The organism is Neisseria sp. P0001.S005 (genome assembly GCF_051963715.1).
The window spans coordinates 1-13,430 of record NZ_JBQCTZ010000033.1 but is presented as its reverse complement, the minus strand read 5'-3'; the positions used below and the strand labels follow the sequence as shown (position 1 = coordinate 13,430).

Annotated in this window: 15 protein-coding genes and 3 tRNA genes; 9 read left to right on the top strand and 9 right to left on the bottom strand. The window is 48.0% G+C overall.

The window, feature by feature from the left end; translation table 11 throughout:
- Positions 1–98 precede the first annotated feature (98 nt).
- Positions 99–173, bottom strand: a tRNA-Glu gene (locus tag ACTHSP_RS06610).
- Positions 174–185: 12 nt separating this feature from the next.
- Positions 186–262 (bottom strand) — tRNA-Arg (locus ACTHSP_RS06605).
- Positions 263–377: 115 nt separating this feature from the next.
- Here ACTHSP_RS06605 and ACTHSP_RS06600 point away from each other — a divergent pair.
- Together ACTHSP_RS06600 and ACTHSP_RS06595 are read left to right on the top strand one after the other, a co-directional pair.
- Positions 378–1,769 carry an exonuclease domain-containing protein gene (locus ACTHSP_RS06600; protein ID WP_440345848.1) on the top strand — a complete coding sequence of 464 codons (1,392 nt, stop codon included), beginning with the start codon at positions 378–380 and terminating at the stop codon, positions 1,767–1,769.
- A gap of 197 nt (positions 1,770–1,966) precedes the next feature.
- The gene (locus ACTHSP_RS06595) at positions 1,967–2,758 is read left to right on the top strand and encodes a Cof-type HAD-IIB family hydrolase (RefSeq protein WP_314512031.1); all 792 of its coding nucleotides are present in this window, start codon (positions 1,967–1,969) and stop codon (positions 2,756–2,758) included.
- A gap of 69 nt (positions 2,759–2,827) precedes the next feature.
- Here ACTHSP_RS06595 and ACTHSP_RS06590 read toward each other — a convergent pair whose 3' ends face one another.
- The 4 genes from ACTHSP_RS06590 to ACTHSP_RS06575 all read right to left on the bottom strand — a co-directional run bounded on the left by ACTHSP_RS06590 (position 2,828) and on the right by ACTHSP_RS06575 (position 5,920).
- On the bottom strand, positions 2,828–3,034 hold the full coding sequence (locus ACTHSP_RS06590; protein WP_003680520.1) for a DUF2788 domain-containing protein: 207 nt from the start codon (positions 3,032–3,034) through the stop codon (positions 2,828–2,830).
- 89 nt (positions 3,035–3,123) lie between these two features.
- Positions 3,124–4,293 carry an O-succinylhomoserine sulfhydrylase gene (gene metZ, locus ACTHSP_RS06585; RefSeq protein WP_440345847.1) on the bottom strand — a complete coding sequence of 390 codons (1,170 nt, stop codon included), beginning with the start codon at positions 4,291–4,293 and terminating at the stop codon, positions 3,124–3,126.
- 144 nt (positions 4,294–4,437) lie between these two features.
- Positions 4,438–4,998, bottom strand: coding sequence for a DUF3465 domain-containing protein (locus ACTHSP_RS06580; protein ID WP_440345846.1), 561 nt, complete (start codon positions 4,996–4,998; stop codon positions 4,438–4,440).
- 121 nt (positions 4,999–5,119) lie between these two features.
- Positions 5,120–5,920, bottom strand: coding sequence for a hypothetical protein (locus ACTHSP_RS06575; RefSeq protein ID WP_440345845.1), 801 nt, complete (start codon positions 5,918–5,920; stop codon positions 5,120–5,122).
- A 162-nt stretch (positions 5,921–6,082) separates the two neighbouring features.
- Here ACTHSP_RS06575 and ACTHSP_RS06570 point away from each other — a divergent pair, with 162 nt between their 5' ends.
- From ACTHSP_RS06570 to ACTHSP_RS06560, 3 genes are all read left to right on the top strand, one after another.
- On the top strand, positions 6,083–6,334 hold the full coding sequence (locus ACTHSP_RS06570; protein WP_003680526.1) for an NGO1151 family protein: 252 nt from the start codon (positions 6,083–6,085) through the stop codon (positions 6,332–6,334).
- Between the two features lie 76 nt (positions 6,335–6,410).
- Complete coding sequence (locus tag ACTHSP_RS06565; protein ID WP_003747411.1) at positions 6,411–7,223, top strand: basic amino acid ABC transporter substrate-binding protein; 813 nt, start codon at positions 6,411–6,413, stop codon at positions 7,221–7,223.
- Between the two features lie 129 nt (positions 7,224–7,352).
- Entirely contained in the window at positions 7,353–7,592 is a 240-nt protein-coding gene (locus ACTHSP_RS06560; RefSeq protein WP_070712002.1) for a putative hemolysin, read from the top strand.
- A 66-nt stretch (positions 7,593–7,658) separates the two neighbouring features.
- Here the strand turns inward: ACTHSP_RS06560 and serS are convergent, their stop codons facing one another.
- On the bottom strand, positions 7,659–8,954 hold the full coding sequence (serS, locus tag ACTHSP_RS06555; protein WP_440345844.1) for a serine--tRNA ligase: 1,296 nt from the start codon (positions 8,952–8,954) through the stop codon (positions 7,659–7,661).
- Positions 8,955–9,078: 124 nt separating this feature from the next.
- Positions 9,079–9,154: transfer RNA gene (locus ACTHSP_RS06550), tRNA-Glu, on the bottom strand.
- A 133-nt stretch (positions 9,155–9,287) separates the two neighbouring features.
- On the opposite strand from ACTHSP_RS06550, the gene ACTHSP_RS06545 reads away from it, so the two are divergent.
- From ACTHSP_RS06545 to dcd, 4 genes are all read left to right on the top strand, one after another.
- Positions 9,288–10,187 carry a recombination-associated protein RdgC gene (locus ACTHSP_RS06545; RefSeq protein ID WP_254323122.1) on the top strand — a complete coding sequence of 300 codons (900 nt, stop codon included), beginning with the start codon at positions 9,288–9,290 and terminating at the stop codon, positions 10,185–10,187.
- Between the two features lie 78 nt (positions 10,188–10,265).
- On the top strand, positions 10,266–11,048 hold the full coding sequence (locus ACTHSP_RS06540) for an ADP-ribosylglycohydrolase family protein (RefSeq protein WP_440345850.1): 783 nt from the start codon (positions 10,266–10,268) through the stop codon (positions 11,046–11,048).
- A gap of 24 nt (positions 11,049–11,072) precedes the next feature.
- Complete coding sequence (locus ACTHSP_RS06535) at positions 11,073–11,504, top strand: hypothetical protein (protein WP_440345843.1); 432 nt, start codon at positions 11,073–11,075, stop codon at positions 11,502–11,504.
- A gap of 125 nt (positions 11,505–11,629) precedes the next feature.
- Positions 11,630–12,196: a dCTP deaminase gene (dcd, locus tag ACTHSP_RS06530; protein WP_003680541.1), complete on the top strand. Its 567-nt coding sequence runs from the start codon at positions 11,630–11,632 to the stop codon at positions 12,194–12,196.
- 55 nt (positions 12,197–12,251) lie between these two features.
- Here the strand turns inward: dcd and ppsR are convergent, their stop codons facing one another.
- Positions 12,252–13,073 carry a posphoenolpyruvate synthetase regulatory kinase/phosphorylase PpsR gene (ppsR, locus tag ACTHSP_RS06525; RefSeq protein WP_036491303.1) on the bottom strand — a complete coding sequence of 274 codons (822 nt, stop codon included), beginning with the start codon at positions 13,071–13,073 and terminating at the stop codon, positions 12,252–12,254.
- Positions 13,074–13,430 lie beyond the last annotated feature (357 nt).

Below are 13,430 nucleotides of genomic sequence, written 5' to 3'. Positions count from 1 at the left end.
CAACCAGCGTTAGCAGATAAAAAGAGAGGTTCAAATCATTTCAAAACCGATAGACGTAAAAAAGCGCAATCTGAAACAGATTGCGCTTTTTTATAAACTGGCACGCCCACGGGGAATCGAACCCCGGTTACCGCCGTGAAAGGGCGATGTCCTAACCGCTAGACGATGGGCGCGGAGATTTTCTGTGGCGCACCCGGAGCGATTCGAACGCCCGACCCTCTGGTTCGTAGCCAGATACTCTATCCAACTGAGCTACGGGTGCATCAAGAAAGATTTGAATTATAAAGAGAGGGCTATTTACTGTCAAGCGTTTTATTTGGAAAACTTGCAGACAGCGTGTAAAATGCGCATTTGCTATTGAATTTACAGAGAATAAAATGTCAGATTTCGCACGCTGGCCGCTCTTATCCGAAGCATTTTCCCGTTTGGGACGGCCTGTGGTCGTGGTGGATTTGGAGACGACTGGTGGAAATTTCTATCAAGACAGGATAACGGAAGTCGCCCTTGTTCGTTTTGAGCAAGGACGCGCCACACATTACGAGCAATTGGTCAATCCTTGCCGCAGCATTCCCGAATTTGTTGCCAGACTGACCGGAATTCATGATGAAACGGTGAAAAACGCGCCTGTCTTTGCCGATATTGCAGCCGATTTGTTGCCGCTATTGCAAGGTGCAGTGGTTGTTGCCCACAACAGCCGCTTTGACTACACCTTCCTGCGCCACGAGTTTGCCCGTATCCATACTGACTTTGCTGCACCCTCGCTCTGTACGGTTCAACTGTCGCGTCGTCTCTATCCTGAGTTTTACAAACACAGCCTCGACAGCATTATCGAACGCACCGGCATTCAGACGGCCAACCGCCACCGCGCCATGACCGATGTTGCCGCATTGTGTGATTATCTCGAATTAAGTCTGGCAGAAAAAAATCATCAACAATGGGACGAACACGTCCGTGTATTGATGAATCCGAAAATGTTGCCCACTTGGTTGCCTGATTCGCTTGCCCAACAGCTCTACGCCCTGCCCGACAGTTACGGCGTATTGGTTTGGTTTGACCATTTCGGCAAAGCCCAAGCCATTGAAGCACACGAACGCGCATACAGCGAAACCGCTACCCTGCTGCACAGCAAAAAACTGCCGCCGCACATCAAAGCCGCAGCCTCCATCCGTTTTATTCCGGCAGTCGGACAGCTCCATACATTATGGCTCAAAGCCCAGACCATGCAGGAATACCAACTGATGCCGTCTGAAAAGTCCACATCGTTTTCTACCGTCCGCTTTATCGCTGACGAACACGGCAGCCTTCAAGCACGCATTGTCTTGTTAAACAGCGGCACCAGAAATTGGCGCCCTTACGGTTTGTTTGCCCACAAAAAAGCAGCCAAACGCGCCTTGACGCAATGGTCGCAAGAACACAAACTCTGCCCAGATTCACTCAACATTTTGCCGACCAGCTACGCAAAAGGCGAACCCTGCCCTGTCGAGGCCGTCGGAAAATGCAATGGCAACTGTCGCCAGCCAAACGGTATCAAACATCAAAACCAACGCATTACCGAGCTTGCCGTCCTACTCCCCGTAACCGATTGGGGCAAAGCGCACGAAATTGAAATTACCGAAACCGACCCCCTAACCGGAAACAGCATTACCCTGCTCTGCGCCGGCGGCGCGTTGGCATTGCCTGATGGAAGCTGGTATTTCGACAGCAGCCTGCCTATCGTGATTAAAAACAAATTCAGGCAAGACAAAGAAAATATCCGTTTGATTACTTAAAACAAGGCCGTCTGAAAACCAAATCTTCAGACGGCCTATTGTGAATAACTTTCCGCTTTATTCTCAAAACAAAAACTGCCTAAATTTTAATCAGAACTTATTTTTATAATAGCAATCAAATACTAAACCAATTTATACACAAGCTGTTCACACAATTTTCAATGAAAGCTGTGTATACCCAGCCCGATGAGTAAACCATGAACAACCCTGAAATCATCTTCTTTGACATCGACGACACCCTCTACCGCAAATACACGGATACCCTGCGTCCTTCGGTTGCCCAAGCCATGCGCGAATTGAAAGCCAAAGGCATTTTGACTGCCATTGCCACCGGCCGTCCGGAAGCCGCCATTCCCGCCAAAGTCAAAGCCTTGATTCAAGAATGCAGTATCGACATGCTCGTTACCATCAACGGTCAATATATTTCCTTTCGCGGCAAACCCCTACAAAGCTACCCCTTGGATATTGCCGACATCGAAACCGCCATCAACCTGCTTGAGCAACACAAAATAGACTACGCATTCGTCAACAACCAAGAAATTGCCGTTTCCTCCCATTCCCCGCGCGTTATCGAAGGCTTATCACATATCCTGCCCAACTTCCTGACTGACAAAGAATATTTCCGCAAACAACCTGTTTATCAAATGTTGGTCTTTGTGGATAGGGAAGAAGAAAAAATCCTGCACCCACTAACCCAGCAACAAGGCTTCAAATCCGTCCGCTGGCATGAATATGCTGTGGACCTGCTGCGCAAAGAAGGTTCAAAAGCACGCGGCATCGCCCACGCAGTGGAAAAACTGGGGATTGATATGAGCAAAGTAATGGCGTTCGGCGACAGCTTCAACGACTTGGAAATGCTGTCAACCGTCGGCTTTGGCGTTGCCATGGGTAATGGCGAAGAAGCAGCCAAAGCTGCCGCACAATTCGTCTGCCCAAGTGTTGATGAAGACGGCGTATTGCTTGGCTTGCAAGAATTGGGCGTAATTTAAAACATCAAATCAAAAGGCCGTCTGAACATTTTTTCAGACGGCCTCGTTCTATATCTACAAACTTTCTGCTTACTTCGGCAATACCAAAAAGCTAATCAGCAATTCTTTAAATACGAACCCAAACACACCCAAGCCCAAAACCAAGAAGAGCATGGCAATGCCGAATTTGCCGGCTTTGGATTCTTTACCCAAGTTCCAAACGATAAAGCCCAAAAAGATAATCAGGCCACTCAGTAGAATTTTCATTGCCCATGAGGCGAATTCTGCTTCAGTCATTATTTTTTTCCTTTTATTCTTAAGATGTGTGTTTAATTGCTTTCAGATGGCCTATTAAAATTTAAGGCCGTCTGAAATTTGTTTTTAGATTATTTGTTCAATGCTTGTTGCAAATCATCAATCAAATCGTCGATGTGTTCCAAACCGACAGAGAGACGGATCAAGCCCGGGCGGATATTGGCGGCGAGTTTTTCTTCAGGCTGCATACGGCCGTGGGTCGTTGTCCACGGATGAGTGATGGTTGAGCGCACGTCGCCGAGGTTGGCAGTACGGGAGAAAAGCTCCACGCCGTCCACGACTTTCCATGCGGCTTCTTGGTCGGCAACTTCAAAGCCAATGACGATGCCGCCACCGTTTTGTTGCTTGCGGATAAGCTCTGCCTGCGGATGGTCGGGTAAACCGGTGTAGTACACGGCTTGGACTTGCGGCTGTTGTTGCAGCCATTGGGCGATTTTTAACGCATTGTCAAACTGTTTTTCCATACGCAGCGACAAGGTTTCTACACCGCCCAACAACTGCCATGCGTTAAACGGAGACATCGCCAAACCGCAAGAGTTGCAATACATGGCAACTTGCGTCATCAATTCTTCCGAACCGGCCAACACGCCGCCCATCACGCGGCCGTGTCCGTCAATCGCTTTGGTTGCGGAAGAAACAGAAATATCCGCACCGTGTTTCAAAGGCTGCGAACCGGCTGGCGACAAGAGGCTATTGTCCACCACCAAAAGCGCGCCAATGCTGTGTGCCAGTTCTGCCAAAGCTTCCAAATCGGCAACTTCGCCCAATGGGTTGGACGGAGTTTCCAAGAAAAACAGTTTGGTATTGGGCTTGATGGCCGCTTTCCATTCATCTACATCAACCGGTGATACATGGCTGACTTCGATGCCGAACTTGGTAACGATGTTGTTGATGAAACCAACGGTCGTGCCGAACAGGCTGCGGCTGGAAACAACGTGGTCGCCGGCTTGCAAGAAGGTAAAAAACGCCGCCTGAATTGCAGACATACCGGTCGAAGTGGCTACCGCGCGCTCTGCGCCTTCCAATGCGGCAATGCGTTTTTCAAAAGCGGCAGTAGTCGGATTGGCTGTACGGGTATAGGTAAAGCCTTTAATTTTTTTGGAAAACAAATCTGCCGCATGTTGCGCGCTTTCCCACATGAAGCTGCTGGTCAAAAACAGCGCCTGATTGTGTTCACGATATTCGGTCTGCTCTTTGCCGCCCCGGATGGCCAGCGTTTGCGGATGAAGTTTTTTGTTCATTTATTCTCCAATCTACTGTATATTCCAATGGACGGAACAATATTTTTCCGTCTGTTTAACTTGTTAACATTTTGCGCCGATTTCTACCATCTTTCAAGCCGAAGGCCGTGTTTCGGGCCGTCTGAAAAAACAGGAAAACCGTTTTTACTGATAAAGGCGGCCATCGTGTTTCAACCAGCCGTCAGTATGCCGGCCTGCCGGATCATGATGCGTCCAATGGATAACGCCGCCCTGCTCCGACCATTCGTATTCGCCGTAAAATGCTACTTTATCGCCTTTTTTCAAACCCTTAATCTTATCGGCAAGGTCGATATTATGCGCCACCAAAAGCGTTTGACCGCTGGAAAGCTTCAAGATAAAGCGTTGATGGCGCGTGCCTTTGTTGTCATCCGGCAGGGTTTTCCATACCGTGCCCTCGCCCTCAACCTGAATATCGCTTTGTTCGTTTTCAAACGCCTGTTTCAAAACCGCTTCGGCTGATTCCTTGTCCGAACCGATTTGCTGCTGAGCCGTATCGGCATTCTTTTTGCCCGCATTATTTTGTTTTTGAACGGCTTCTATTTTCTGCTGATTCTGCGATTGTACCGGCTGCTTGTTTTGCATTTTTTGATAGGCAAATACGGCAACCAGAGCAATCAGCAATACAATGATTTTGTTTTTATTCATAACAATCTCAAAAAAAATGCCCGATTCTGCATCGGGCATATCAACTATTTAGAAAGGATATTTATCACGAAAACGTGATCCGCTATTATACACGCTTCGTAAAATTTTAAGGGAATTTTACGCCAAAGGCCGTCTGAAACTTTTCAGATGGCCAGGATACTCAACGGCGGTATTTCATTTCAGTCTTCATATCGTCCAAAATACGTTTGACGTTGTGTTCCAATACATCTTCCACCAAGCCCGGCGCCTGCTCGTTCAGCATTTGCTGCAATTGGTAAGTGAACACAGCCATTTGTTTTTGCACGGCAATCCGAATCATGCCGTTGACTGCATCGGCCACATGGGGGCGCAAACGTTTAATCAGACGCTCGGTCAAATCTTTTTCAGAAACGCAGAATACTTCCCGACGGCCAATCGCTTGCGGGTTCAATACATTGATATGGACATTGATGGCCGGTTCTTTTTCAAGGCCGTCTGAAACCGCCTCTTCAGCCGCTTGCGCATCATCATTTTCCGGTTTTTCAGTTTCTTCCACTTCAGGCGCATCAAAATCTACGGCACCTGATTTCGGATTCAGTCTGACAGTGCGGGTGGATTCAATATGACGCTCTGAAGCCGCGGCCTGCAATGCTGATTGCGCGCTCAACCAGTTGTCCTGCAAAACCACCATCGCATCGGTTTCCGCTGCTTCACCATCTTCGGCAAGGGCGGTATTGTGTTCCAGCTGCCAGCGGTACAAATACTCCTGCAGCACTTTTTCACGATTGTCCGCATCCAATTTATATTCTTTTTTAGACGCGGTTTTGGGCGCAACATCGACAGCCTCTTCCGATTTTTTGACCAATGGCGCATGGGTCGGCGCGGTATTGAATTGTCGTGCCTGACGCAATCTTTCCAAGCGTTTTTCCCAATTCAGGTCTTCTTCCTCGAGGGCTGTGGGGTCAAGACGGTTGTTTTCCATAATAATCTCGTTTTTTCATTTTTATTGTGAACCGCATTCAAACCTAAAATCACTTGAAATACGGCCGATGGTTGGACATATCCGGCAAGCCGGCGCAAGCGTCACATTTTAATATTAATTCGCTATATAATCACTATTTTATTTAATACTCAAGGATACATCATGAGCAGCATCGAACAACGCCTCGAATATCTGGAAGAGGCCAACGACGCTTTGCGTATGCAAAACCACGTCCTCGCTACCGCACTCAAAGGCCTTATCCGCTCCCTGCCCTCCGACATGGCCAACGATGCCGTAGAATCCATCCAGCTTGCCTTTGAAGACGCGTTGGCGGAATTGAGCTACGAAGACAGTCCGCACACCGACCTCTTCCATGACGTAACCTACGCATTTTTCCGAGAAAAAGACCACTGATTTCGGCTAGTTTGTTCACAAAATTATGCTAAACTAAGATTTTATCCGTTAACATTTTATTAAGAAAGCACATATCATGAACATGAAAAAATGGCTGGCCACTGCCCTCGCTTGCTCCGCCCTTGCCCTGACTGCCTGCGGCGGTCAAAGCAACAATGCCTCTGCTCCTGCCGATAAAGTGTACCGTGTCGGCTCTAACGCCGAGTTTGCCCCATTTGAATCTTTGGATTCTGCCGGCAAAGTAGAAGGTTTTGACGTAGATTTGATGAATGCCATGGCCAAAGCCGGCAACTTCAAAGTCGAATTCAAACACCAGCCATGGGAAAGCCTCTTCCCTTCTCTGAACAACGGCGACGTGGACATCGTAATGTCCGGCGTAACCATCACTGACGACCGTAAACAAAGCATGCTCTTCAGCGATCCATACTTTGAAATCACCCAAGTTGTTCTCGTTCCCAAAGGCAAAAAAGTGGCTTCTTCCGAAGACCTGAAAAACATGGCCAAAGTCGGCGTGGTAACCGGCTACACAGGCGACTTCTCCGTTTCCAAACTCTTGGGCAACGACAATCCGAAAATCGCCCGCTTTGAAAGCGTTCCCCTGATTATCAAAGAATTGGAAAACGGCGGTTTGGATTCTGTAGTCAGCGACAGCGCAGTCATTGCCAACTATGTGAAAAACAACCCGACCAAAGGCCTGGATTTCATCTCCCTGCCTGACTTCACCATCGAAAACTACGGTATCGCTGCACGCAAAGGCGACGAAGCCACCATCAAAATGTTGAACGATGCGCTGAAAAAAGTACGCGAAAGTGGCGAATACGACAAAATTTACGCCAAATACTTTGCTAAAGAAGGCGAAAAAGCAGAAAAAGCCGAAGCAGCCAAATAATCTGGTTTGACTTCCTAAACTAAAGGCCGTCTGAAAACTTTTCAGACGGCCTTTAATCTGGTTAACTCAATTAAACGCAAGCACCCCCTATAATCCGCTTGTTTTTATCTTTCAAATGAAAGACACACCATGATCAAACCCATCATCCTTAGCCTCACTGCCGCAACCGCTTTGGCCGCCTGCTCCGCTTCTGAAAAACAAGAATCTCCTAACGTCGGCGTGGCCAATCCGGCTTCCGAATTCTGCGTCAAACAAGGCGGCAAATCCGAAATCAAAAGAGACAAAGACGGCAACGAATACGGCGTGTGCCACTTGCCTGACGGTACCGTTGTCGAAGAATGGGAATATTTCCGTCAACACAACAAATAATTACTCAATCATAGAAAAGGCCGTCTGAACCCAAGTTTCAGACGGCCTTTTTCTTTTAAACAGCGATTATTTTACTTCCAATTTGGTCACGCCGCCCATATACGGTTGCAACGCAGCAGGAACATTAATGCTGCCGTCGGCATTTTGATGGTTTTCCAAAACCGCCACCAAAGTACGGCCGACTGCCAAGCCTGAGCCGTTCAAAGTATGCACCAAACGGTTTTTACCGTTTTCATCTTTGAAACGCGCTTTCATGCGGCGAGCTTGAAAATCTTCGCAGTTGGAGCAGCTGGAAATTTCACGGTAGGTATTTTGCGCAGGAACCCAAACTTCCAAGTCGTAGGTTTTGGTTGCGCCGAAGCCCATGTCGCCGGTACACAAAGTGATCACGCGGTATGGCAGTTCCAACGCTTTCAAAATATTTTCAGCATGACCGACCATTTCTTCCAGCGCTTCGTATGATTTTTCCGGATGAACGATTTGCACCATTTCCACTTTGTCGAATTGGTGCTGGCGAATCAAACCGCGCACGTCTTTGCCGTATGCGCCCGCTTCGGAACGGAAACATGGGGAATGCGCAGTCAATTTCAACGGCAAATCGCTGCCAGCCACGATGCTGTCGGCAACAGTATTGGTCAGCGTCACCTCGGCGGTCGGAATCAGATATTGCGTTTTCTTACTCTCGTCGCCGCCGCGTGTAACGTGGAACAAATCTTCTGCAAATTTAGGCAGTTGACCCGTACCTTGCAGGGTCAGATCGTCCACGATGTAAGGCGTGTAATGTTCAGTATAGCCGTGTTTCAGCGTGTGCGTGTCCAGCATGAACTGAGCCAAAGCGCGATGCAGACGGGCGATTTGACCTTTCATCACGGTAAAGCGCGCGCCAGACAGTTTCGCACCGCCTTCGAAATCCAAACCCAAAGGCTCGCCCAAATCAACATGGTCTTTGATTTCAAAGTCAAATTCTCGCGGCGTACCGACTTTGCGGACTTCAACGTTTTCCGTTTCATCTTCACCGGCAGGTACGCTTTCATGCGGCAGGTTCGGAATGGTCAACAACCATGCGTCCAATTCTTTCTGAACAGCATCCAAATCAGCGGCAGCCTGCTCCAAATCCACTTTGATTTGAGCAACCTGATCCATTGCAGCTTGAGCCTCTTCGTGTTTACCTTGGCCTTTCAACGCACCAATTTGTTTAGAAATACTGTTGCGTGAAGCCTGCAACTCTTCTGTTTTCACTTGAACGGCTTTGCGTTGTTCTTCCAAAGCGTTGAAACGCGCGGTATCAAACTCGTAACCGCGGGTGGCCAAACGTTCGGCAACTGCGGCGGTATTGCTGCGGAGCAATTGGATGTCTAACATTGTTTTCTCTCGTTAAGATTCAGAATGGCATTATTGTAAACCAATTTAAAGATATTTTCACAGCGACAGGCCGTCTGAAAACAAAAAACGCCCCTGCAAAAGCAGGAGCGTTTTTTAAGAATTTTGGCACGCCCACGGGGATTCGAACCCCGGTTGCCGCCGTGAAAGGGCAGTGTCCTAGGCCTCTAGACGATGGGCGCATAACCGAAGCGCGAACTATACAGAAAGCCTTTTCTTCTGTCAACGCTTTTACTGCATTTTTAAAGGTGCTGCCGATTTCCGTATGTTATTTTCCCTGTATAATGCCGGTTTTAATAAAAAGGAAAACTCGCCATGTGGTTTAAGCAAATCAGTTTTTATCCGCTCAACAAAGACAAGTTGCCCGAATTGGAAGTTCTTGCCGACAAATTGGCGCAATCCGAATTTGCCCATTGTCAGGGTTTGGACTGGTTTAGCGAAGGCTTTGTCACGCCGGTTTCCTTTTCGCCCGAGCTGGTTTTCCCTGCCGATTACACTTGGCGCGTTGCCCTGAAAAAAGAAGAAAAAGTCCTGCCTGCCGGCGTGATCCGCGATATTTTGGATGAAAAGGTTTTGGAAATCCAAAACAACGAAGCGCGTAATGTCGGTCGCAAGGAAAAACAAGAGCTGAAAGAACAGATTACTGACGACCTGCTGCCCCGTGCTTTTACGCGCAGCAGCCGCACACAGGCGATTTTCGACACGCGCCACGGGTATCTTTTGGTCAACAATGCCGCCTCTGCCAAAGCGGAAAATATCCTGACCAAACTGCGCGAAGCGTTGGGTGGTTTGGAAGCCGCCCTGCCCAACACCAAACAATCGCCCTCCTCCCTGATGACCAGCTGGCTGCTGCAAGGCCACTGTGAGGGCGGTTTTGAATTGGACAGCGATTGCGAACTCAAAGGCGTAGGCGATGTTGTCCCGGTCGTCAAAGTTTCCAAACAAGACCTGACCGCCGATGAAGTGGTACAACACGTCAAAAACGGCAAAACTGTTACCCAGCTTGGCTTGGTATGGCGAGAACAAATCGCATTCATCCTTACCCAAGACTTTACACTCAAACGCATCCAGTATCTGGACGTTTTGCAAGAAGAAGCGGAAAGCAACGGCGACGATGCCGCCAGCCTCGCCTTTGCCTCGCAAATCCTGATGACCGAAGCCATCAGCACCATGTTGGAAGAACTGGTTTCTTATTTGGGCGGCTGGCAAGAGTAATTTTTCAGACGGCCTTTTGATTGGGAAATATCAAAGGCCGTCTGAAATATAAATAAAAGTATCAGAAAGGATGTCATGATGTTGGGCGCAGTCATCGGCGATATTGCCGGATCACGATTTGAGTTTGACAACTACCGTCATACCGATTTCGATATTTTCAGCCCCGACAGCGACTTTACCGATGACACGATTTGCACTGTTGCCATTGCCGACTGGGTTTTACAAGGCTGCAACGATCATTTAGCCTCTATTTTACAAGGCTGGTGTAGGGCATATCCCTGCCCTAAAGGCGCATATGGCGGCCGCTTCTCACAATGGATAGAATGGAAAGATCCGGAACCTTATAATAGCTGGGGCAACGGCTCTGCCATGCGTGTTTCTGCCGTTGGCTGGGCATTTGCTACATTGGAAGAAACCTTGCATTTTGCCGAACAATCCGCCGCCGTAACGCACAACCACCCTGAAGGCATTAAAGGCGCGCAAGCCGTAGCCGCCGCCATCTTTTGGGCGCGTACCGGTATGGGCAAAGCGCAACTCAAAGAAAACATTACGCGACAATTCGGCTATGATTTGAGCCAAAGTTGCGACCAAATCCGCCCACATTATCATTTTAACGAAAGCTGTCAGGACACCGTACCTCAAGCAGTTACCGCCTTTCTTGAAAGCGATGATTTTGAACACGCCATCCGACTGGCGGTTTCCCTAGGCGGAGACAGCGATACCTTGGCGGCCATTACCGGTAGCATTGCCGAAGCCTACTACGGTATCCCTGCATCCATGCGCGAACACGCTTTAGCCATATTGCCACGCCGCATTGCTGAAACCCTGCTGACTTTTGAATCCCAATATCAGGCCGTCTGAAACCGCCTGCAAAAAGGAACAATCATGATGAAATACCTCGCCCTACTTCCCGTCGCCTTCATGCTGGGTACGCCTGCCATTGCCGAAACCATCAATCCTTATCAGGAAAAAGGTTGCGTTTACGATGGCGATGTCGGCAAAGACGGCAAACCATCCGGTAAAGGCACATGGAAATGCCAGGACGGCCGCAGCTATGTCGGCGCCTTTAAAAACGGCAAATTTGACGGAAAAGGCGTATATACCGTTTCCGGCAACAGCGAAACCTTTATCGAACCTTTCTCCTCCAACAGCGCCAAATTACGCAATATGACGCTGGAGGGCGTGTTCAAAAAAGGCAGGGCGCATGGAAACTTTACTGCCTCCCAAAACGGCACACCAGTCTTCATCATGAAATGCGAAGACGGTATGATTAAAGAAGTCAAACTGCCTAAGAAATCTGCTTCCAAAACCAAATAAACAGCCTTTCAGACGGCCTTATCCGGATTTTAGGCCGTCTGAAACATCAATTGACAAGCCTGTCTAAAGGCTGTCTTGTTGATTTCAAAGAATTTCCAAACAACCCTTACCTCAGGACAACCACCATGAGCATTAAATCCGACAAATGGATACGCCGCATGGCCGAAGAACACGGCATGATTGAGCCGTTTGAGCCCAACCAAATCAAAGAGGCCAACGGCCAGCGCATCATTTCCTACGGCACATCCAGCTACGGCTACGACATCCGCTGTGCCAACGAATTTAAAATCTTCACCAATATCAACAGCACCATCGTCGACCCGAAAAACTTCGACCCGAAAAACTTCGTTACAGTCGAAGACGACTGCTGCATCATTCCGCCCAACTCCTTTGCTTTGGCGCGCACAGTCGAATATTTCCGCATCCCGCGCAACGTTCTGACTGTCTGCTTGGGTAAATCCACCTATGCTCGCTGCGGCATCATCGTCAACGTTACCCCGTTTGAGCCTGAGTGGGAAGGCTACGTTACGCTTGAGTTTTCCAATACCACCCCCCTGCCTGCCAAAATCTATGCCGGCGAAGGCGTGGCTCAAGTCTTGTTCTTTGAAAGCGATGAAGTCTGCGAAACTTCATACAAAGACCGAAACGGTAAATACATGGGACAAACCGGTGTTACCTTGCCTAAGACTTAATATACAAAATAAAAAAAGGCCGTCTGAAGTTTCAGACGGCCTTTTATCATTTCATTTAGAAACGGCGTTTCAGCTTACAAGCCTGCAAGATATGAACGGCGAGTTCTTCCACTGATTTATCGGTTGTATTGGTAAACGGTACACCGTGGCGTTTGAACATATTTTGCGCATCAGCAATCTCGCTGCGGCAAGTATCGATTTTGGCATAGGTCGAATTAGGACGGCGTTCCTGACGGATAGCCTGCAGACGCTCAGGCTGAATGGTCAAACCGAACAGCTTGTCTTTATAAGGTTTGACCATACGCGGCAAATCGGTCGATTCCAAATCATCGGGAATCAATGGATAGTTTGCGGCGCGGATACCGTATTGCAGGGCCAGATAGAGACAGGTCGGCGTTTTACCCGAACGGGACACGCCCATCAAAATCACATCCGCTTCCTGCAGGTTTTTATCGCTGACGCCGTCATCATGATTCAGTGAAAAATTGACCGCCTCCATACGCGCATCATAGCGTTGAGTATTGCCGATACTGTGGTGCCCCTGCCGGGCAGCAACTGCCTCCGTATTGAGTTCCTTTTCCAAAAGACCGAGAAAGGTTTCAAAGAAATTAATATGGAACGCATTGGCTTTCTTGATGATTTCACGGATTTCGTCATTGACCACACTGACAAAAGCAATCGGGCGCACACCGAATTTTTCAGCTGACTGGTTGACTTTGTCTACAACAGCACGCGCTTTTTCAGGCGTATCGATAAACGGATAGGTATGGCGTTTGAACTCAACATTGCCAAATTGGTTCAGCAAGGCTTCACCGATATTTTCAGCGGTCAGGCCGGTTCGGTCGGAAATATAGAAGACTTGGCGTGGATCAGTCATAATGAATCCTCTTGAGGGTAACGTTTCAGACGGCAATCATAGCAGTTACAGCCTTTGCAATAAAGCGATTCCCGACAGATTACACAGGATTACAACAAATTTGAACAATTTTTAAATTGGCATAAAATTTTATTTTTTTCCATTTTGTAGAATTTTATTCTAAAATTGCAAAATAAATCTTGTTTATTAAATTTATTAACTTATTTTGTTTTCCATATTTAACAAGAAGATAACACGTAAAAACATGAATCTTATATTCACATTTCAGAAGGCTACACGCCTGAAAAGCACAATATCACAGACGAATTTGTGATTTTTAAAAAGATAAAACACATGACAGCCATCAAACGAATGGCT

Excerpts from the sequence above, each read along its gene's own strand:
- ACTHSP_RS06600 (WP_440345848.1), top strand. The coding sequence starts at position 378 with ATGTCAGATTTCGCACGCTGGCCGCTCTTATCCGAAGCATTTTCCCGT.
- ACTHSP_RS06595 (WP_314512031.1), top strand. The coding sequence starts at position 1,967 with ATGAACAACCCTGAAATCATCTTCTTTGACATCGACGACACCCTCTAC.
- ACTHSP_RS06590 (WP_003680520.1), bottom strand. The coding sequence starts at position 3,034 with ATGACTGAAGCAGAATTCGCCTCATGGGCAATGAAAATTCTACTGAGT.
- metZ (WP_440345847.1), bottom strand. The coding sequence starts at position 4,293 with ATGAACAAAAAACTTCATCCGCAAACGCTGGCCATCCGGGGCGGCAAA.
- ACTHSP_RS06580 (WP_440345846.1), bottom strand. The coding sequence starts at position 4,998 with ATGCCCGATGCAGAATCGGGCATTTTTTTTGAGATTGTTATGAATAAA.
- ACTHSP_RS06575 (WP_440345845.1), bottom strand. The coding sequence starts at position 5,920 with ATGGAAAACAACCGTCTTGACCCCACAGCCCTCGAGGAAGAAGACCTG.
- ACTHSP_RS06570 (WP_003680526.1), top strand. The coding sequence starts at position 6,083 with ATGAGCAGCATCGAACAACGCCTCGAATATCTGGAAGAGGCCAACGAC.
- ACTHSP_RS06565 (WP_003747411.1), top strand. The coding sequence starts at position 6,411 with ATGAACATGAAAAAATGGCTGGCCACTGCCCTCGCTTGCTCCGCCCTT.
- ACTHSP_RS06560 (WP_070712002.1), top strand. The coding sequence starts at position 7,353 with ATGATCAAACCCATCATCCTTAGCCTCACTGCCGCAACCGCTTTGGCC.
- serS (WP_440345844.1), bottom strand. The coding sequence starts at position 8,954 with ATGTTAGACATCCAATTGCTCCGCAGCAATACCGCCGCAGTTGCCGAA.
- ACTHSP_RS06545 (WP_254323122.1), top strand. The coding sequence starts at position 9,288 with ATGTGGTTTAAGCAAATCAGTTTTTATCCGCTCAACAAAGACAAGTTG.
- ACTHSP_RS06540 (WP_440345850.1), top strand. The coding sequence starts at position 10,266 with ATGTTGGGCGCAGTCATCGGCGATATTGCCGGATCACGATTTGAGTTT.
- ACTHSP_RS06535 (WP_440345843.1), top strand. The coding sequence starts at position 11,073 with ATGATGAAATACCTCGCCCTACTTCCCGTCGCCTTCATGCTGGGTACG.
- dcd (WP_003680541.1), top strand. The coding sequence starts at position 11,630 with ATGAGCATTAAATCCGACAAATGGATACGCCGCATGGCCGAAGAACAC.
- ppsR (WP_036491303.1), bottom strand. The coding sequence starts at position 13,073 with ATGACTGATCCACGCCAAGTCTTCTATATTTCCGACCGAACCGGCCTG.